The 20,842-nt window shown below is 35.1% G+C and carries 10 protein-coding genes; 4 read left to right on the forward strand and 6 right to left on the reverse strand.

The genetic code is table 11. The annotated features are described in order from the left end of the window. Positions 1-10: 10 nt before the first annotated feature. The 3 genes from OS191_RS03720 (at position 11) to OS191_RS03730 (ending at position 5,816) form a co-directional block, all read left to right on the forward strand. On the forward strand, positions 11-3,676 hold the full coding sequence (locus OS191_RS03720; protein WP_267154373.1) for a metallophosphoesterase: 3,666 nt from the start codon (positions 11-13) through the stop codon (positions 3,674-3,676). A 231-nt stretch (positions 3,677-3,907) separates the two neighbouring features. Next, positions 3,908-5,125, forward strand: a complete 1,218-nt coding sequence (locus tag OS191_RS03725) for a serine hydrolase domain-containing protein (protein ID WP_267154374.1) — start codon at positions 3,908-3,910, stop codon at positions 5,123-5,125. A gap of 169 nt (positions 5,126-5,294) precedes the next feature. Continuing rightward, entirely contained in the window at positions 5,295-5,816 is a 522-nt protein-coding gene (locus tag OS191_RS03730; RefSeq protein WP_267148220.1) for a hypothetical protein, read from the forward strand. Positions 5,817-5,881: 65 nt separating this feature from the next. Here OS191_RS03730 and OS191_RS03735 read toward each other — a convergent pair whose 3' ends face one another. Beyond that, the gene (locus OS191_RS03735; RefSeq protein ID WP_267154375.1) at positions 5,882-6,613 is read right to left on the reverse strand and encodes a YoaK family protein; all 732 of its coding nucleotides are present in this window, start codon (positions 6,611-6,613) and stop codon (positions 5,882-5,884) included. A gap of 179 nt (positions 6,614-6,792) precedes the next feature. Here OS191_RS03735 and OS191_RS03740 point away from each other — a divergent pair, with 179 nt between their 5' ends. Further along, on the forward strand, positions 6,793-9,015 hold the full coding sequence (locus OS191_RS03740) for an FUSC family protein (protein ID WP_267154376.1): 2,223 nt from the start codon (positions 6,793-6,795) through the stop codon (positions 9,013-9,015). A 94-nt stretch (positions 9,016-9,109) separates the two neighbouring features. On the opposite strand, the gene OS191_RS03745 is transcribed toward OS191_RS03740, so the two are convergent. From OS191_RS03745 to OS191_RS03765, 5 genes are all read right to left on the reverse strand, one after another. Further along, positions 9,110-9,928, reverse strand: coding sequence for an SDR family NAD(P)-dependent oxidoreductase (locus tag OS191_RS03745; RefSeq protein WP_267154377.1), 819 nt, complete (start codon positions 9,926-9,928; stop codon positions 9,110-9,112). A 58-nt stretch (positions 9,929-9,986) separates the two neighbouring features. Next, positions 9,987-11,060: an AOC03_06830 family ribosome hibernation factor gene (locus OS191_RS03750; protein ID WP_267154378.1), complete on the reverse strand. Its 1,074-nt coding sequence runs from the start codon at positions 11,058-11,060 to the stop codon at positions 9,987-9,989. Between the two features lie 18 nt (positions 11,061-11,078). Continuing rightward, positions 11,079-12,437 carry a dicarboxylate/amino acid:cation symporter gene (locus OS191_RS03755; protein ID WP_267154379.1) on the reverse strand — a complete coding sequence of 453 codons (1,359 nt, stop codon included), beginning with the start codon at positions 12,435-12,437 and terminating at the stop codon, positions 11,079-11,081. A 286-nt stretch (positions 12,438-12,723) separates the two neighbouring features. Continuing rightward, entirely contained in the window at positions 12,724-13,533 is an 810-nt protein-coding gene (locus tag OS191_RS03760) for a DUF8693 domain-containing protein (RefSeq protein WP_267154380.1), read from the reverse strand. 472 nt (positions 13,534-14,005) lie between these two features. After that, a partial coding sequence (locus tag OS191_RS03765; protein ID WP_267154381.1) for a DUF8693 domain-containing protein occupies positions 14,006-20,842 on the reverse strand: 6,837 nt, incomplete at its 5' end.

Raw genomic sequence — 20,842 nt, forward strand, 5'->3', positions numbered from 1 at the left:
GAGTTATAAAATGAAAAAATACATATTAGTTAATTCTATAATTATATTACTGGTTCTAAGTGGCTGTGCTACTTATAATCCACATAATACAGATAATAGTAAACCAGAACTACAGCAAATTAATAAGGAAACAACTAATGTTTTTTTAATTGGCGATGGAGGCATGCCCAATGAAGATGGTAGTCCGCCTATAACTTTAGGAAAATTACAAAGCCAATTTAAAAAGGCAGATAAAAACGATTTACTTTTATTTTTAGGAGATAATATCTATCCTAAAGGAATTCCTTTAAAAGGCGAACAGGCTATTAAAGACGCAGAAACTGCTTTAAACTTACAATTAGATGTGGCTAAAACTTTTCCTGGACAGGTGTATTTTGTTCCTGGTAATCACGATTGGTATAGCGGTTTAAAAGGCTTAAAACTGCAAGAGAAAATGGTGGAAGCAGCTTTAGGAAAAAACACCTTTCAACCAGAAAATGGCTGTGCTTTTAAAAGAGTCAAATTAAATGACGATACGGTATTGTTAATAGTAGACTCGCATTGGTATATTACTAATTGGAATAATCACCCAACTATTAATGAAAAATGCGAATTAAAAACTCGGGAAGATTTTCTGGATGAATTTAGGAGTGAAATAAAAAAAGCTAGAGGGAAAATAACTTTAGTTGCCATTCACCACCCCATGTATAGTGAAGGTCCACATAATGGACGCTATGATGTTAAAGAACACATGAGTCCGATACCCGTTCTTGGAACCATTAAAAACGTTATTAGGTCGACCAGTGGGATAGTTAATGCCGATCTATCAAATCAGTTTTATAACGATTTAAGAAAAAACTTAATAACTGCAGCTCAGCAAAATGAAAACGTTATTTTTCTTTCCGGTCATGAGCACAGTTTACAGTATCTAGAATTTGATAATATTGTACAGATTATAAGCGGTGCTGGATCTAAAACAACAGCTATTAGAATGCGTGACCCTGATAATTACGGACATTCAGTTCCAGGTTATGCGGTTCTAAATATTTCTAAAGATAGAGCTGTAAATGTTCAGTTTGTAAATTCAAATACTGAAGAAGTAGAATTTTTTAAGCAAATAAAAGAACCTGAAAGTATTTCAGAAGTACAATACCCTAAATTAACTTCAGACTCGATAAACGCATCTATTTACACTAAAGAAGAAACAAATAAATCTAGTTTTCATAAGTTTCTTTGGGGAAAAAGATATCGGGAAGATTATAGTACCCTTGTTTCTGCTCCGGTTGTTTATTTAGATACCTTAATGGGGGGATTAAAACCCTTTAGAAAAGGAGGAGGGACACAGTCTAAGAGTTTACATTTAAAAACTTCTGATGGCACACGCTATGTGATGCGTGCCATGAAAAAGCAAGCAAATCAATTCTTACAGGCTGCTATATTTAAAGACCAATATGTAGAAGGACAATTTCAAGACACGGCTTCCGAAGCCTTAATTGAAGATGTTTTTACGGGTGCTTATCCTTATGCACCTTTTGCACTTGCTACATTATCAGATGCTATTAATTTAGCGCACCTAAACCCAAGACTATATTATATTCCCAAGCAGGATGCTTTAGGGAGTTTTAATAAAGATTTTGGAGATGAACTGTATCTTTTTGAAGAACATGCTTCCGATGGACATTTAGAATTGGGAACTGGACGTTTTACAGGAGAGATTGTTAGTACGGTTGATATGTTGGATGAGGTATTGAGTGATGAATCTAAAGTTATTGATGAAACAGAGTTTATAAAAGCGCGACTGTTCGATATGCTAATTGGAGATGCCGATAGACATCAAGACCAATGGCGTTGGATGGTTTTTGAAAAAGACAATAAAACAGTTTATAAGCCTTTGCCAAGAGATAGAGACTTAGCCTTCTCCAAAATGTCTGAGGGCTTTTTGTTTGGAACAGCAGTTACTCTGGTTCCAGCCGCTAGAAAGTTTAGAAAATACGAACCGAATTTAAAAGATGTTAAAGGCTTTAATATTTCAGGATTTCCGTTAGATGTTGCATTCATTTCTGAATCAAATAAATCAATTTGGGATGAGCAAGTACAATTAATCCAATCTCAGATAACAGATGAGGTGATAGATCAGGCTTTTAAAAATATGCCGAAAGAAATAGATGCTAAAACACTTGTAAAAATTAAAACCATATTAAAAGATAGACGTAAGAATTTACAAGAAATATCTGATAGATATGTTAAGGTAATTAGTAAAAATGCCGTCATAACCGCTACAAATAAAGATGATTATATTCTTGTTAAAGCCATAGAAAAAGGAGCTGTAGAAGTGTCTGTATATCGTAAAAAAAAGGATACAATAAAAGATCGGTTTCATTATAAAGTTTATCAACCTAACACAACTAAAGAGATCTGGATTTACGGTTTAGATGATACCGATAGCTTTGAAGTTCAAGGGAAAATTTCTAAAATCAAAATCCGTTTAATTGGCGGACAAAATAATGACGACTATAAAGTAGAACATGGTAAAAACATTGTTATTTACGATTATAAGTCAAAGAAAAATAATATAATCCAAGCAAATAAAGCAAGAATTAGATTAACAGACGACTATAATACCAATGTGTACGACTACAGAAAAGTAAGAAATAATACCAATCAGTTTCTTCCTCTTTTAGGAGCTAATCCAGATGATGGTTTCAAATTAGGCTTTTCTAACACTTATACGGTTTACGGATTTGAACGAAACCCGTTTACATCGCAACACAAATTAAAAGGAGCCTATTACTTTGCAACCAATGGTTTTGAACTAAACTATCAAGGAGAGTTTGCAAATGTTGTTGGGGATTTTAACTTTGGTTTAGAGTCTCATTTCCAAAGTCCTAATTATAGTGTTAATTTCTTCGGCTATGGTAACGAAACCAAAAACTTCGACGATAACTTTGGAATGGATTATAACAGAGTTAAAACTAAAATGTTTACTATAAGTCCTCAGTTAATATGGAATTCAAAACGGGGAAGCATCATTCATTTTGGAGTAAATTATGAAATCTATGAAATTGATAATACAGATAATCGTTATGTAACGGATGATATTATTCTACCAAAGCAATTATTTGATGAAAAACATTTTATAGGGATTAACGCTAAATTTGATTACTCCAATTACGATAATTCGGCTTATCCAACCAATGGTTTGATTTTTTCGCTTGAAGCAGGATATAAAGATAATTTAAAAGTAAGCAACCGTAGTTTTGGCTATCTTATTTCGGAATTAGGAATTGCAAGAAAATTAATTCCTTCAGGGCGATTAGTTTTAGCCTCTAAGGTCAAAACTCATATAAACTTTGGTGATGGTTTTGAATTTTATCAAGCCGCTTCAATTGGGGGAGAAGACGGACTTCGTGGATTTAGAAACCAAAGATTCACAGCTAAAAACTCCCTGTATCAAAACACAGATTTACGCTATAGTTTTAGTAGTTTAAAAACGCCTCTTATCCCTATTAAAATAGGAATGTATGGAAGTTTTGATTACGGACGTGTTTGGCTGGAAGATGATAGCTCTAAAAAATGGCATAACTCTTATGGTGGAGGTGTCTTTATTAATGCCATAGATCTTATATCTGCTAATTTAGGTGCTTTTCATTCTGTAGATGGTATGCGTATTGCTTTTGGGCTTGGCTTCGGGTTTTAAAGTCAAGTGCAAAGTGGCTAAATGTTTATAAATTAGTACATATATACTCACCATTAAACAAAGCTTAATATTATTTCTTTTCGCACTAATTTGTTTTACTTTCGCCTTATAAATAGGCAGTATTAAGCCTATCTGTTGCTAATAATTTAAGTGTAAGTTCCTTAAGAGATTAAGTAATTATACTTGCTTATTTAAACAATAAAACTTCTAAACAATAAAATTTCAGTAAAAATGATCAATTACAAATACATACTATTCACCGTAATTTTGGCTTTTTCAACACTTTTTGGTACTGCCCAAAATTGCGAAATACTTGAAACAAAAGATCAAAGTATTGAAATAGCTAATATTCCAGGAACAACTATGGGACAAAAACTTGAAAGCCTGCTCTTTTGGTCCCAGGAAGAAAAAGAAAGACGTTTTCCAATCATGCAGGAACTTTTTCCAAGTATTCCTGTTGCAGCAGCTGCACAAAGTTCTGCATTCGAAAAAACTGAAAATATAATTCCACAATGGGAAAATAATACCACATTAACTTCTTATATGAACAACAATAACGTTCAAGGAGTGATTGTGATACAGGATGATACTATCAAATTAGAAAAGTATGCTCCAGGAATTAATAAGGAAACTTTATGGACTTCTTTCTCTGTGGCAAAATCGGTTTCTTCCATGTTAGTGGGAGTGGCATTGAAAGAAGGTGCTATTGAAAGTATAGACGATCCCTTAAAAAAATATATTACCGATTTAAATGGATATGATTACGGAGAAGTAAGTGTTCGTCAGTTATTAACTATGACTTCCGGTATTGAATGGAACGAAGATTATGTAGACCATAATTCAGATGTGGCTCAAATGTATTTACAGCCTTGTAACGGAACAGAGTCGCATATTTTAACCTATATGAAGCCATTAGAATTTGCACACCAACCTGGTTCTACATGGAATTACAGTACCGGAGAAACCGATTTAGTAGGTATTTTGGTTCAGAAAGCTACAGGTAAAAGTTTAGCTGAATACCTTTCGGAAAAAATATGGAAACCATTAGGCATGGAGCATTGTGCTTATTGGCTTGCCGACGAATGCAGTAATTTAAATATTGGTGGAAGTGGATTGTCTGCCAGTTTAAGAGACTTTGCACGCTTGGGGAGTTTAATGTTACAACAAGGTAAGTTAGGCGATGATCAAATTATTTCAGAAGAATGGCTAAAAGATGCCACATCTGTTTTATATAAAACAAATGAAGAAGGTGATGGATATGGTTACTTATGGTGGCGCTCAAATAATGGGAGCTATGCAGCTGTTGGTATTTTTGGACAGATGATTTATGTTGATCCTAGTAAAAACCTTGTAATTGCTCAAATGGCGGCCTGGCCAAAAGCAAGTTCAGAAGAACTAACTGCAGCTCGTACAGAGTTTATAAACGCTGTCCAGAGAGCCGTGGAGTAATCTGGCTGAGTTGTTAATTAAATAAAGACAATTAGTAAACAAGTATTATCTGTGAAAAACCAAGCTAAGATTGGAAAAGTAAAAGTTATAGCTAATTTTTAATTGATTGTGATGACATTCTTATAAAGTTTCGATGGCATATTGAAACCTTTTAAAATCCAATACAATTATGACAACAAAATTTAATCTTTCAATCGTTTTTACCTGTCTTTTAGTTTTAATGTCTTGCTCATCTGATGACGATGATGGAGCACCAATGGAAGTGACTCCAGAAGGAACTTGGAAACTGGTTTCGTTACATATAGAAACAGCCTTCGATTTTAATGGTGATGGGATATCAGATACAAATCTGTATGATGAAACACCTTGCTACGATAATGATTTTGTACAATTAAACGCCGATGGCTCTGCGCGTGTTGTAACCGCATTAACGGATATTTCTCCAGAGGTTACTGCACCTGATGATTACACTTATGTTTACACATGTTTAGACGGCTTTGACGTAGAAACTAATTGGACTCAAAACGATAAGACCATCAGTGTATCTTATGGTAGTTTTGATTTTGTAGGCAACATTGTTGGAAACCAATTAAAAGTGAAACTTCCGGATTTCTTTGAAATTGAATTCTACAATGGTGTAGAATACTATACTGTAAAAGAAGATGCCCACCTGGTATATGTAAAAGAGTAATTCTATAACCAAGGCTATATGTTTTTTACTTCTAAAATAGATATAGCCTTAAAGTTGTTTTACATTTATGTTTTTCTATGTTTCCTTTTAGATACAAGCAACCAGAACCTAAGATCATCGTAAAATAAACTCATCAATAAAACAGCAGCTCCAATAAGTAAGGTGTTTAGTCCTAAGTCTAATCTGGAAAAGAAAAAGCCACCAGCAAGTCCGCCTAAAAAGAAAAAACAAATAATATAAATCCGTAATTTAATTGTAGCTTTAATACTCGCTCTTTGTAGTGTTGTTTTTGGGAATAATAATTGGGACAGTTCGATCCCTAAATCAGTAAATAGTCCGGTTAAGTGTGTGGTTCTAACCACAGCATTTGAGATTTTTGTTACATAGGAGTTTTGAAGTCCCATAGAAAAAAGTAACAAGCAGATGATGGTATTTGGATGAAGAAGGCCCGTAAAATGGCTTAAAGTTGCAATACTTATTAAAATGAGAGACTCAATAATTGTGGGGAGAGCAAATACATTCATTTTTTTGGTCTCGTTAAACTTCTCTAGTAAAAAAGCAGATGAAAACGAGCCTAGTAAAAACGAAAAGATATACAAAAAGTAAATAGTGCCTTTCCAGAATTCAAAATTAGATACATCGTTTACAAAAAGAGCAAAATGCCCCGTAACATTTGTTGTTAATTGCTTAAAAGATAAAAAGCCAGTTACATTAACTAAACCAGCAACAAATGATAATACCGTTGCAAGATGGATGTTGTGTTTTAAGGTCCGACTTTTACCTTGATGTCTAAACATGTGTTTTTTTATTATTCGAATAAGCTAAAGTACAGAAAATGATAAGTTTTTTTATCTTAAAATCTATCATTTTTTTGTTATAAACTGGATGTTTTCCAATTTTGAATTCTTTTTCTTCATTTAAAAAAAAGCCTTCATTTATTTGCTAAATTGTACCTTTACGAACTTAATACATAAGTTTGGGTCAAGTCAATCAGATTATCTCTAAAAATTATAAGCAGCTTTTACAGTTTTTTAAAAGCAACGATTTCTCAAAAGCTGTTTTGATTGGAATTGCAGTTACGGTACCTATAGTTTTAGGGCTGTTTTTTGATCATTTAGATATTGGACTAGCTATTTGTTTTGGAGCTTTTTGGTGTTCTCCTAGTGATGTTAGCGGAACACTAACTCATAAAGTTAATGGAATTTTATTTTCTGCATTACTAATTATGATTGTGAGTTTTCTGGGAGGATACTTACATTATCAAACATGGTTAATAATTCCCGTTTTAGGGCTTCTTACTTTCAGTATTGCTTTTATTTCTATTTATGGATTTCGAGCTTCCTTAATTAGTTTTTCAGGGTTATTGGCATTGGTGTTAAGTTTTGCTCACACAAGTCAAGAATTGGAAATTTATCAATATGCTTTTTTGATTGGAGTAGGTGGACTTTGGTATTTATTATTAGTGGTAGTCTGGCACTATATAAATCCAAAAGCCCAAACTGAAGAAATTTTATCTGATACTTTTATTCTGACTGCCGAATTTCTTGAAACTCGAGGCAAATTAGTAGGTCCACAACCTAACCGAGATAGTTTACAGGCAAAACTATTAGGTTTACAAGCCGAACTTGTTGAGCATCATGCTAGTTTAAGAGAAATTTTAATTGAGTCTAGAAAAAAAACTGGATTATCACATTATAAAGGGAAACGTTTATTAATCTTTGTGCAGCTGGTTGAAATATTAGAGGCTGCTGTTGCAAATCCCGTAAATTATGAAAAGATGGATGTTTTTCTAAAGAAACATCCCAATTATATAAAAAGCTTTCAAGATTTTATTTTTGAAATAGCCAAACAGTTAAAACAAGTGGCTGATGCAGGAAATGATATTAAAAAACTACCTAAAACCAATAGATTAAGTGTTTGTTTTGAACAACTAAAAAAAGAAGTTGACTTACTTAAGACATCTGAAGATAAAACAGATTATGAGGGATATATAATGTTACAAAATCTACTGGAATATCAAGAAAAGCAATTTATTAAGATTAAACGAATCAAATGGCTTTTAGGGAATCCAGATATTGAAGTGAAAGATTTTATTGATAGTAATGAGTCAAAGCGTTTTATCATTTCACAAGATTATGATCCTAAAATACTATTGCGAAATTTAAGTTTTAAATCTAACATCTTTAAACACTCTTTGCGCCTGGCTACTACTGTAGTAATAGGATATGTGTTGGGAACCTTTTTCGATTTTCAAAACCCGTATTGGATTCTTTTAACCATTATTGTAATCATGCGCCCTAGTTATGGTCTAACAAAAACACGTTCGAAGGATAGGATTATAGGTACACTTATTGGAGGAGCTCTTGCTTATGGGGTGGTTTTTTTAATTCAAAATCCAGTTGTTTATGGTGCTTTAGGAGTTGGGTCTTTAATTATAGCTTTCTCTATGGTGCAAAGAAACTATAAGGCTTCTGCAACCTTTATAACTTTAAGTGTTGTTTTTATTTATGCTATTATTCAACCCGATATTTCGGCCGTTATTCAATATCGCGTGATAGATACGGTTCTTGGTGCTGCCTTGTCTTTTATAGCTATGTTATTTCTTTGGCCAGCCTGGAGTTTTCTTGAAATACGGGAACATATTGAAACGAGCGTTGCGGCTAATAAAGATTTTTTAAAGGAGATTAGTTTGTATTATGAAAAGAAAGGACAAGTCCCTACTGCATATAAAATAGCTAGGAAAACAGCTTTTTTAGAGACGTCAAATTTAAATTCAGCCTTTCAGCGAATGGCTCAGGAACCCAAATCGAAACAAAAATATTTAGATAAAACTTATGAGTTAGTCGAGTTAAACCATACGTTTTTATCTTCCTTAGCTTCCTTGAGCACTTATATTCAAAACCATCCTACTTCTGAGGCTTCGGAGTTGTTTAAAGAAGTAACACATCAGATAGATTATAATTTAAGTTTGGTTTTAGTGTCATTAAACAAAGTAGATTCTAGCAAACCATTTAAAATTTTAGATGAACAGGTTCGTTTAAATGAAGAATTAGAAAAGAAAATGACTTTTTTAGTTACTGATGACAAGCATTTAGAACGACATAATCAAGAAGCGCATTTAGTTTGGGAGCAACTAAAATGGTTATTCGATTTAAGTAGAAGCATGTTGAAACTGACAACTTCTATACCTTTTAATTAAAGCTTAAGACCTCCTTAGTGAGAAAAATCACTAAAGAGGTCTTAATAGCACTCGACTAGATAAGTAGAGTGATTTTTATTCTTCTATGCTAGAACTATCCGTGATTCATTTTTTTTAAATTATGGAGTACGCCTCCATCTACCAAAATGTCTGTTCCAGTAATAAAACGTGCAGCATCGCTCACTAAAAAGGCAGCAACATCAGCAATATCTTCTGGTTTCCCATGTCTTTTAAGAGGTGTGGCTTGTTTAATCTTTTCCATTCGTTCTGGATGTTCTTCGGCTGCTTTTAAAGCCATGGGAGTTTCAATAACTCCTGGAGATATGGTTGCTATTCGAGCTCCTTTTTCTCCCCATTTAGTAACATTTTTATGTGAGAGTAGGAGAACCCCACGTTTAGCAAAATTATACATGACATCTGAACTTCCATTTACAAACCTACTTACCGTTTCAAAAGAACCTGGAGCTTGCGGATTTTCTAGCGCTGGATCGTAAGCTTCGTTAGCAGGAATTACATGTGCCATCATGGACGATAATAAAATAGCTACAGAATTTTTAGTCGCTATTTTATAAAAAGCATCTATTAGAATATCTGTACCTACTAAATCTATAGTAAATACTTTTTTTAGATCTTGTACTGTGCCACTTACTCCAGCGGTATGGATCAGGCCTTGTAGCACTCCTCTTTCCAAAACAAATTCCACAAGTTTTTCTACGTCTTTTTTGTCGGTAATATCGCAGGCTATTCCTATGGCTTCGTAACCTTCTTTAGAAAGGGTTGTAACCGTATTGTCTACTTTCTCTTGAGAGTAGTCCGTAATAATTAATGGATTGTTTTTAAATGCTCTAGCACAAGCTTGGCCAATGCCTCCAGCTCCTCCAGTAATCACTATGAATTTTTTTTGTGTCTTCATATTAAAGATATTTTAAAAGTTTGCATTTCTTCATGATATTTAAAATCTAACAGCATATTTAGTAACGGGTTATGGCACCAAAACCATTAAATTTTGTCAATTCGCCTTTTGGGAGAAATACCACATCTCCACCGTAACTCATGTTTAATTCTATTAATTCATCGTAAATATCATCAATAAGCTCATTATTATTTTTTTGTATATCTGAAACGTAGATGATTTCATCATTTTCTATGATCGCCGGTTGGAATAACCCTTGTTCAATAAAAAGTGTTTGAATTTTTCCTTCAATAATTGCTTTCCAGATTTCATTGGTATCACTTAAAAATTTGTTTTCGGTAACAGCTTTTAGTAGTTCAGACTTTCTCTTGTTATTTTGTGTTATTGTGTGAGATTCTACAAGTTTCCATGCTTCGCTGATAATAGCATGATCCTTTTCAAGGATTCTATTCTTATTAAGAAATACCTCATAAATGCTTTGTTTCTGATCAGCGATTTTTATGTACTCTGGATAATTTTCTTCTACGGTACAGATTAAAACAGGAAGTGGATTACTCTGTCTAATAATATTTAACTCTTTATCTACCTGATTAAAAAACTCAGCAATTAAATTTGATTGACGGGAAGCTATGGAAGATTCTGGTTTGCTTCTAGAATAAAACTGTTTGTTTTCCATAGGAAACGGCTTGGAATATTCTTTTACCACTTTATCATTTGAAGCTTCAATAAGTCTGACTTTTTCCTGACTTAAAACTAATACATAGTAATTGGCTTCATAGTGCATGGCTCTTACCAAATCCCGGGTTGCAAAAGTGTTGTCTATAACCACACGATCTACAACTTGAATAGGAAGTCTTGTGTATTCTGCCACATTTTCATTCACAAAAAAGATTAAACTTTCCAGATTATGACTGTGATCTATTTGTTCTGCCAATGCTTGAACTTTGTCTATGAGGTTTTGTGCTGTTTTTTTACCGGTGTCTGCCAATAATCTGATTTCAGCATCTTTAATTAAATTCTTTAGCTGAAGCGCATCTTTTAAATAATCGGGTTTTGTTCTATGCGTATTCATAATAATACTAATACAATTATCCGAAAAGATGTTTTTTATTTTTTTTAGAGTTGTGTTCATTTTATTTTGAATTAAAAATTAATATTGTTTTTTTTCGTTCACCATGACTGTTTTTAGTTCTGGAGTTATGGGTTGAACTTCAGAATGACTTCCATAGAATCTATTAAAAATAATACACGCTGTAAGATCTCCAGTCACATTAACTACCGTTCTAAACATCCCTAGGATTCTATCTATTCCAATAATAACAATTAAACCATCTACAGGAATACCAGCGCTTTGCAATACAGAAGCAAGAATAATAACTCCTCCTCCCGGAATGGCTGGGGTTCCAATGGATGCTGCAACAACGGTTGCTGTTATTAAAATTAAATTCACCATGGATAATTCCACACCATAAGCTTGAGCCATAAATAAGGTAGTAACACATTGAAATAGGGCAGTTCCATCCATATTTATAGTTGCGCCAATTGGAATTACAAAGTCGCTAATATTGGAGGAGACTTTAAGATTCTCGTTAGCTGTCTTCATTGAAACTGGCATAACAGCGGCAGAACTAGCCGTTGAGAAAGCTAATAATTGAGGCTCTTTGATGGCTTTTAAAAACTTGAGTGGATTTTTTTTACCAATAAATAAAACCAATAATAAATAAAACGACATTAAAACGATTAAACCAATGATTACCACGGCCATATAATATCCTAGCCCAAGAAAAATTCCAACGCCAATTCTTGAGAGTAAAGCGCCCATTAAGCCAAATACAGCGAAAGGCACAAGCTCCATTGCCCAAGAGACGATTATCATACATATTTTTTGAATAGCTTCTGTAAATCGGATGATAGGTTGTGCTGTAATGTCACGAAGTTGGGTTATAGCAATTCCAATGATGATGGTAAAAATAACGACGCCTAACATTTCTCCCATTAAAATAGATTCCAATGGGTTATTGGGAATAAGGTTGGAGATAGCCATTGGAATGTTATCAACGAGACTGGTTTGCTCCGTTGGAAGGATTTGTTCGTCTCCACTAATGGGAAAGCCACCAAGAGAAAGTACATATTGTCCTGGTCTCATTAGGTATGTTATAGAGAGTCCTATAATTATGGCAATGGTTGTTGTAAACACAAAATACAGAAATAATCTTAGCCCAAAAGTTTTCAGATTATCAGACGTATTACTAACAATTCCAGAAATGATAGAGGCAAAAATTAACGGAATCATTATCATTTGAATCAATCTCATAAAAATATGTCCTGGTAGCTCTAACCAATTGGCTATCCATGTACCAAAACGTTCAGAAACCAATCCGGTTGATGGATTCAATAAAACACCAACGGCAGCACCCAGAAGCAATCCAATAATGACTTTTAGCCATAAGCGACCTTTTATAAGACTTTCCAGGTGAATTGATAATGCTGTTAAAGGTCTGTATTCCATATTCTTTTAATTTGACTTTATAAAGAAGAAAAAATCTTTCTAGGTAATTTAAAACAGTTGTTTCAAAACCAGAACCTATTAAATAGGTGTCTCAAAGGTAGATGGATTCTTTTGTGTAGCAAATGATATAAGTCAGTCGGGAATAAGAATTTAAGTAACTTCATAGCTAAGAGTATAGCCGTCTTTTTTTGACTGAACTAATGAGGTAAAAAAAAAGGATAATCGAAAAACCGATTATCCTTTAAAAATAAAATTTAGGGAAAAAGTTATATTATGATTGTTTGTACTACCTAAAGAGCAGTTTTTTATTGGTTGTACCTTGATTGGTATGTACCCGAACAATTCCGTAATTTTCGTTCGTAAAGTGGGTTGGGAATCTGAATGTTTTTGTGTTTACATCTTCTTGATTCAGAATACGTTTTCCTAATAAATTGAATACTTCCAACTTAGAAATGTTTTGGTTGGAAGAGATATAAATTTCGTTAGATTTTCTTAAATATGAAATTGAGGTGTCTTGAATTTCATTTTCAGAAATAGAAAGTTGTTGAGAAGCACTGTTATAAACCATTCCATTTGTATTGTTTCTAAAAGCAATATAATAGCGATTTAAATGTGTTCCTTCTGTAACATACGCTTCAAAATCAATTTCATTTAATAGGGTATAAGTGTTATTTAGCGCATCAAATAGATACACCTGGATTTGGGAATCGAAATTTTCTAAAGTATCTAAAGCAATTGTTATGTCGCCAGCATTAGAAATAAACATCCCTAATGGGTATTGTTTGGTGTTTTGAAACTCACCAACTCCTTGAATCACATAGCGTTGATTTTCAATCATCCAGTTTAAATCGTCTGGAAAGTTATCCGCATTTAGGGCATCGTATCCGTAATCAACACCATCTGTGGCAGCATTGTTAGGAGTAAAGCCTAATAATAAATGTCGCACATAACCGTTGGGCATAGTAAAATCTATGCGTACCCGTTGTACCTGATTAAATGCATAAGCTTCTGTTGTAGTTTCGTTTGAAAAAGGACTGGCGCTTGCAAAAGTGATTACACTCAATGCAATAAGACATAAGTAGGTTAATTTATTCATTTTAGTTAGGTTTTAAATGAATTGATAAGATTTGGGACTGCTAATATACTGATTTATACTAAATAATCTATGAAATACTAAAATAATCGATGAAATACATATTTTTTTCTTGATTTAATATAGATATGTTTTACTTTTCCCTATGGTTTCCCTATGGTTTCCCTATGGTTTCCCTATGGTTTCCCTATGGTTTCCCTATGGTTTCCCTATGGTTTCCCTATGGTTTCCCTATGGTCCCTATGGTATGATTTCTTACTTTGACCCCGTGCTAATATATCCATACGGCTTATTAAATAAACTCCAGCTCTTTATAGAATCACTTGATATACTTTGTTATATTTTAATTTCATACACTCTCCATACATTATCTATACTTGAGCCATACTTAAGCCACACAGTAGCCATTGAGGACAAGACATAAAAAAATCCCCAAGAGCGAGTCGTTGGGGATTTGTTTATTTAAACATACCATTTAGTTTTGCATGATAATCACTTTTCTGTTTATCAGTCTGTTATCAGAGGTTCTTACTTTAATAACGTAATTCCCTTCTGAAACATTCTTAACTGGCAATCTACATTCATGAGCTAAAGGTGCGTTTGTTGCATTCCAGGACTTCACGGTTTGTCCCAACATGTTTACTAGATATACTTGTTTGATATCTAAAGATGTTGGAACATTTATATAGATTTCATTTGTTGCATTTAAATAATTGACTATCACATTCGAGAATTCTTCATCCACGGTATTTAGAGTCGCATCTTCTTTAAAGGCGATAAAGTATCTGTTTGCATGGCTCCCGGCATCTAGTGCTATTTGGTAATTAACCGTATTAATTCTATGGTAAGTTCCCAATAGAGAATCGTAAACAAAGACATCTATGTCATCTTCAAAGTTTTCAAGTTCTGTCAAGGCAATTTCTATGGTTCCGGAAGTTCCTAAATCTAAGGTTACAGGATACATATTATCTACGTTGAATTGACCCACTCCTTGAATGACATATTTTTCATCTTCAATCATGAAAGACATATCGCTAGGGAAAACATCTGAGTTTTTAGCATCGTAGCCATAATCAAAGCCTTCTGTTGCTTCATTGTCAGGTGTGAAAGCTAGCAGTAATGGTCTGATAGCACCTTCAGGGGATGTGAAGTTTAGGCGTACACGTTTTATTAGATCTACGGTTTCCTCGTCACCTGTTCTTAAGAAAACAGATGTACCAGGGGCTTCTTTAATAAAGGCACGTTGATTGTTATTAAATTCGATCATTCCACCATCAGCATCACCAGTCACATAAAAACCTTGTCCAATTGGAACGTATTGTCCTGGGATTTTTCCAACCATTCCAATACCACCTAAACCGACAGGAGGAGAGGTTGCTGCAACACCACCCGATAAGGAATAGGTTGCGTAGCCCCCTTCGTAAGCTGTAGTAATATGAGATCCGTTGGTTTTTGAGTGTTCCCAGAAATATAGAGGACCTGTAATACTTGCAGTTCCAGTAGGACCGTTATCAATTATAAACTGATACCCATCGATTGCAGATGGATATGGATTTCCTACCAACGCTTGATTCGTTCCAGTAACTGGCGTGGTAATGGTTCCATTGTTTGGTTTCCCCACAAAAGTATAATTCTGAAGGTCAGCTATAGGGTCTCCAACACCACTACCTTTCATGGTAAAGCCTAATCCAACAGGTACCGGATAGGTCTCATTAATATCATTCCAAGAGGCATAATCACCTGTTGGATGGTTTTCATATAAATATAACCAACGGCTACTTAGCGTTACTGGATTTGTACTACCAGTTGCATCATTGTTAGTAGTCCAACCTACTGGATTAGCACCATCATGAATTGCGCCAATTTGGTAGGTATTTCCATCTGTACTTACTGGAGAACTCCAATAGTTATAATTGTATAAGTTACTTGTTCCTTGTTGGTCTCTATGTAAAGCGCCAATTCCAGCATAATCAACCATACTACCTGTAGGTTGCAGTAATTGTGACTCGCCTTCAAGGTCTAACACTCCGTCTATTCTTAAGTAGTTATTCACTCGTATTACTTGATCATTGTTGATGGTATATCTGTTACTATCCACTATTAAGCCAAGAAGGGTTGTAGCTCTGTTACCAGAGGTTACGTTATGTTCTGTCCTCACAATGTTCCAGTTAATACCAGCAGAATTTGGTAATAGCTGAACATTATTATTCAACCATGTAGCCGGCGTATTCCAAGGACCATCTTGTGCTGTTACATAAGGTAAAGGTGCAGTTTCGGCTTGTAGAGAATTCATGTTTCTTAAAACACCTGGAATTCCAGCATTAGGATTTAAGTTACCACCAGCAATATCAGCTGAGCCTTGATTCATTTGGTAATATGCTATTAGGTTGCTCCATGTTAAACCAGAAATATTTCTAGGAATAATTGACCCACGAACTAAAGTACCATTTGGTTCAATTTCCTGGTTCATCATTTGACGAATTTGAGCCGTTGTTAAATTGGTATTCCAAATACGTACTTCGTCCATCCAACCATTAAAATAATTGGTTGGTGTATTATTTGTGCGAGACATGGCTCCAAGCAACATGTTGAAATTGTTTGCGGTTGGTATAGGACCTGCACTAGCATTTCTTTGAATTCCGTCAACATACAAAGTGTAGTTTGTTCCATTGTATGTAACAGCAATGTGATACCATCTATCAGCAGTGATTCCTCCTGTAGAAATACCAGACCCATTCGCTCTAAATATGATGTTGTTATTTACTAAACGTAAATCGTATCCCGTTGCAAAATTTGTTGCTTCTCTTTTAGATAAAATCGTTTGAATATTCCCATTAATAACATTTGGTTTGATCCATGCTTCAATACTAAAATTAGCAGGCAGGTTATAATTATTAGCAAAATTAACGCTATCGTCTGTTCCATCGAAATCTATTTGATTACCACAATCAGTGAATACCACATTTATAGTAGCAGTATCATCAGCGCATGGAGCTGCATTATCTACATTCCAAGTCAGGTTATACTCAGTCCCACTTTCACCTGTAAAAGTCGCGTTTGGATTAGTCGTACTTGAGAAAGTAAATGGACTTCCTGGTGGCACAGACACAGCAGACCAGAGTCCAGTACCAGCAGCACTTAAATTTATAACGGTATCTGAACAGTCACCGTTACTAGTAGCAAAAGTATAGGTTGGATTAGCTGTAATAAATGGTACAATATTAACTGTAAAACTATCATCAGCAGCTATACAAGGACCAGCAGGATCGTTGGTTGTGTAAGTTAAGGTTACCGAACCATTGGCAATATCATTAGTTCCAAACGTATAAACAGCATTTGTGTTATTGTTATTAAATCCACCATCCCCATTAGTAGTCCAAGTTGCAGTTGCACCTACACTTAGAATAGCATTCATTGTAATACTTGTGCTTGTAGAACAAACCGATTGGTTGTTACCAACATCTACCGTTGGTTGCGGATTAATAGTCACTAGCATAGAATCTGAAACAGGGTTACAAATACCTGTTGGGTTATTTGTTGTATATGTTAATAGAACTGAACCGTTATTTATATCAGCAACACTAGGTGTATAGATGTTTCCGGCAAAAGTACCACTACCACTTGTATTCCATGAAGCAGATGTGGCAGAACCACCAAAACTAGCCGTCAAGCTTACAGTATCACCTTCGCAGATTGTTTGATCTGTTCCAGCATCAACTGTTGCTCCTTGATCGATTGTAATTTCTACAGTATCTATAGCTGAATTACAAGGACCAGCAGGATTGTTACTGGTATAAGTTAAAACAACCGTTCCTGTTTCTCCAACACCTGGTGTATACGTGGCATTTGGATCATTGCTACTAAACGTACCAATACCACCAGACCATATACCAGAAGTTGTAGAACCACCAAGACTCGCTGTCATGGTAACTGTGTCGCTGTTACAAATAGTTTGATCTACACCAGCGTAAATTGTTGGTGCTTGATTAATTGTAACAATCATATCATCGCTAACGCCAGGGCATATACCATCACTAGGTGTGTTTGTATAAGTTAACGTAATTGGACTGTTAAATATATCTGCCGCGTGAGGTGTATACGTATTTCCACTAAAAGTTCCATTACCAGAGGTCGTCCATGTACCCACGTAATTTGTACCACCAATTGTTGCAGCACTTAAATCTACAGTATCTCCTTCACAGATAGTGACATCTGCAGGAGCTGTGACTGTTGGAGGTTCGTTAATGGTTACAGAACTATTAATATTTTCAGGACAATTAGGCGCATTGGTATATTCAATACTTGTTAATGTATACGTTCCAGCTCCTAACCCTGTAAATGTTACAGTTCCACTAGCATCAATTGGAAAAGTTCCAGCTGGTGTGCCATTAAAGTTATACGAAACAGTCGTGTTAGGTGTTCCTGTAACAACAACATCTTCGCCTTCACAAATTGGGGAAGGGCTTGTTATTGATGCTGTTGGATCTGGATAAATTGTTAGTGTTAACTGTTCGGTTACTCCCTCTGAACAAAGAAGACTAAAAAAATATGCCGTTAAAGTAATATTTACAGTTGTTATTTCTGTAACAGGAGGATGCGTATATTGAATATTTAAACCATTGTTTGTACTATTTGAAAACGTTCCAGGAGCTCCATTATCACCCCATTCTAAATACACTTCATTTATTAATAAATCGCTATCAACAATAGATCCTTGTAAATCAATAGTTTCGTTATTACAGGCAAATTCATCATTACCTGCATCTAGTTCAAGAGATTGAATTGGGTTTATTCTAACTCTTTTGCTTCTCCAATTACTAGTATCACATGGGTTAACTGCTCTTACTCTTATACTACCACTTCCATCATATGTATTACTAAATTGAACTGTAATCTCATTTGTTCCTGCTCCACTAATAATGGTACAGCCAGCTGGAACTTGCCATTCATAATATTGAGCATTTGGATTATTATGAACATAATAAGTTTCTACAGTAGGTAAACAAATATATGATTCACCTACAATCCAATATGTACACCCAAAAAGACAAAATCTGTCTCCCCATGGAGTTCCCAAGTCAGGGTTATTATATACAGTTATTGAACCAGAAGCAGTAGCTGTACCACACCCATTTGTTGAAATTGTATAATTATAAGTGGTAGTTGTGGCTACATCATTAGGGTTTCCATTAATTGTTAATATTCCAGTTCCACTATTAAAATTATAAGATACTCCTGGAGGTAATCCTGTAACAGATGCTGTTGTAGCATTTAAAATAGTATAAGTAATTGTCGATACAGTAAGTTGAGTTACATAATCGCCGCCGTTATTTTCACAAACATGTTGGTCTGTGTCACCTGAATTATGTGTAATTGTAGCATTTGGTGTCACAGTTACAGTAATGGTATCTGTATCTTGACAGGTATTACTTGTACCTGTTACGGTGTATGTATGTGTACCGACAGTAGGCACAAAAGTCACACCATTGGTAACACCATTGTCCCAAGTATAAGTTGTAGCACCGCTACCAGTCAAGGTTAAGTTATCACCTTCACAAATGGTAATATCTGTATTGCTGCCATTTGCCAATGCTGTAACTGCAGGAATAGGGTTGACAGTCATAGGTATGCTTTGAGTAGCTGGAATAGGATTCGCACATGCCAAACTTGATGTTACATCTACAGAAACAACATCATTATCATTAATAGTTGTTGAACTGTAAGAGTTTGTATTTCCACCAACAGGAGTTCCGTTTACATACCATTGATAAGTTGGTGTAGCACCTCCATTTGTTAATCCCGTTACAAAGAATGTTAGATTATCTCCAGTACAAGCAGGATTGGCTGATGCATTTAGAGTAAATGTTACAGGTAATAACGGATTAACCGTCATAACAATACTATTACTAATTGTAACCGTATTACATGGGCCTGAGGTAATTTCTACATAGACACTTTCACCGTTAGTAAGACCCGTAGTTATATAAGTGTCGCTATTTGTACCAACAGCTGCACCTCCTTCGTACCACTGGTAAGACGGATTAGCACCTAAATTAGTGCCAGTGGCAGTAAAAGTTACTGATTCGCCCAGACAGATTGGTGAAACTGGATTAGAAGTAATTGTAGCTGTTGCTCCCTGTACATGATCTAAAACTGTTACTACGGCATTACAAGTTGATATGTTTCCAGCAGCATCAGTCACTGTTAGTGTTACATTATTTGTACCAACATTAGCACAAGTAAAAGTTGTTTGAGAAGCATTAAGTGTTACTGTCGAGCAATTATCAAAAGAGCCACCATCTATATCAGAAGCCACGATACTCGCATTTCCAGAAGCATCTAAAGGGACTGTAAAGGTTTGACAAACAGCTGTTGGAGCTTCATTGTCTTCTACTAAAACGTTGAAACTACAAGTAGAGGTAAGTCCATTGCCATCATCAGCAATCACGTCTACAGTAGTGGTTCCAACAGCAAAAACATAAGGAAACGTTATTGGTGTTCCAGCTACTTCGTAGGATATAATAGGAGAGCCATTACAGTTATCCGTAGCAGTAGCATTAAAAGTTAATGTTGCATCGCATTGTCCAGCATCTGTATTATAAAAAGCATTAGGAGTTGGGCAGGTAATTACAGGTGGTGTGATGTCTTGTACAGTTACTTGTTGTGTACAGGTTGCTGTAAGGCCAGCTGTATCTGTAACTGTCCAAGTAACGGTATGTGTCCCTACAGGAAGCGGTAATTGTCCGGCTAAGTCGTTTGTTACGGTTGCCACACCACAATTATCGTTTGTTGTTGGAGTTCCTAAAGTTACAGTTGTTACCTCGCAATTAGCATCGGCATTTACTGTAATATCTGCAGGACATGTTATTGTTGGTGATTCATTATCTGAAACCGTGATTGTAAAGGTACAGATGGTTGTATTTCCATTGCCATCATCAGCAGTATATTCTATAGTTGTTGTTCCTATAGGAAATGTATCTCCAGTGGTTAAACCTGTTGTATCTGTTTGAGTTACTGAGGCTGTTCCACAATTATCTGTCGCTGTTGGGATAACATAATTAACGATAGCACCACATATTCCAAGGTCATTATTTATTGAAACCCCAGGAGGGCAGGAGTTAAAAATTGGTGCTTGCGTATCATTAACAGTCACGTCGAAAGAGCAAGAGTTTGTTAATCCAGCTGCATCCGTAATGGTATAGGTTACGGTAGTTGTTCCAATCGGGAAGGTATCTCCAGGATTGTGCGAGCTAGTAACATTAAATCCAGCACAGTTGTCAGCACCAGTAGGCGCCGTCCAAGTTACAACCGC

It is taken from the genome of Xanthomarina sp. F2636L (genome assembly GCF_026410195.1).
Taxonomy (GTDB): domain Bacteria; phylum Bacteroidota; class Bacteroidia; order Flavobacteriales; family Flavobacteriaceae; genus Xanthomarina.

Coding starts and splice junctions, on each gene's coding strand:
- OS191_RS03725 (WP_267154374.1), top strand. CDS start 3,908: ATGATCAATTACAAATACATACTATTCACCGTAATTTTGGCTTTTTCA.
- OS191_RS03750 (WP_267154378.1), bottom strand. CDS start 11,060: ATGAACACAACTCTAAAAAAAATAAAAAACATCTTTTCGGATAATTGT.
- OS191_RS03735 (WP_267154375.1), bottom strand. CDS start 6,613: ATGTTTAGACATCAAGGTAAAAGTCGGACCTTAAAACACAACATCCAT.
- OS191_RS03745 (WP_267154377.1), bottom strand. CDS start 9,928: ATGAAGACACAAAAAAAATTCATAGTGATTACTGGAGGAGCTGGAGGC.
- OS191_RS03755 (WP_267154379.1), bottom strand. CDS start 12,437: ATGGAATACAGACCTTTAACAGCATTATCAATTCACCTGGAAAGTCTT.
- OS191_RS03720 (WP_267154373.1), top strand. CDS start 11: ATGAAAAAATACATATTAGTTAATTCTATAATTATATTACTGGTTCTA.
- OS191_RS03730 (WP_267148220.1), top strand. CDS start 5,295: ATGACAACAAAATTTAATCTTTCAATCGTTTTTACCTGTCTTTTAGTT.
- OS191_RS03760 (WP_267154380.1), bottom strand. CDS start 13,533: ATGAATAAATTAACCTACTTATGTCTTATTGCATTGAGTGTAATCACT.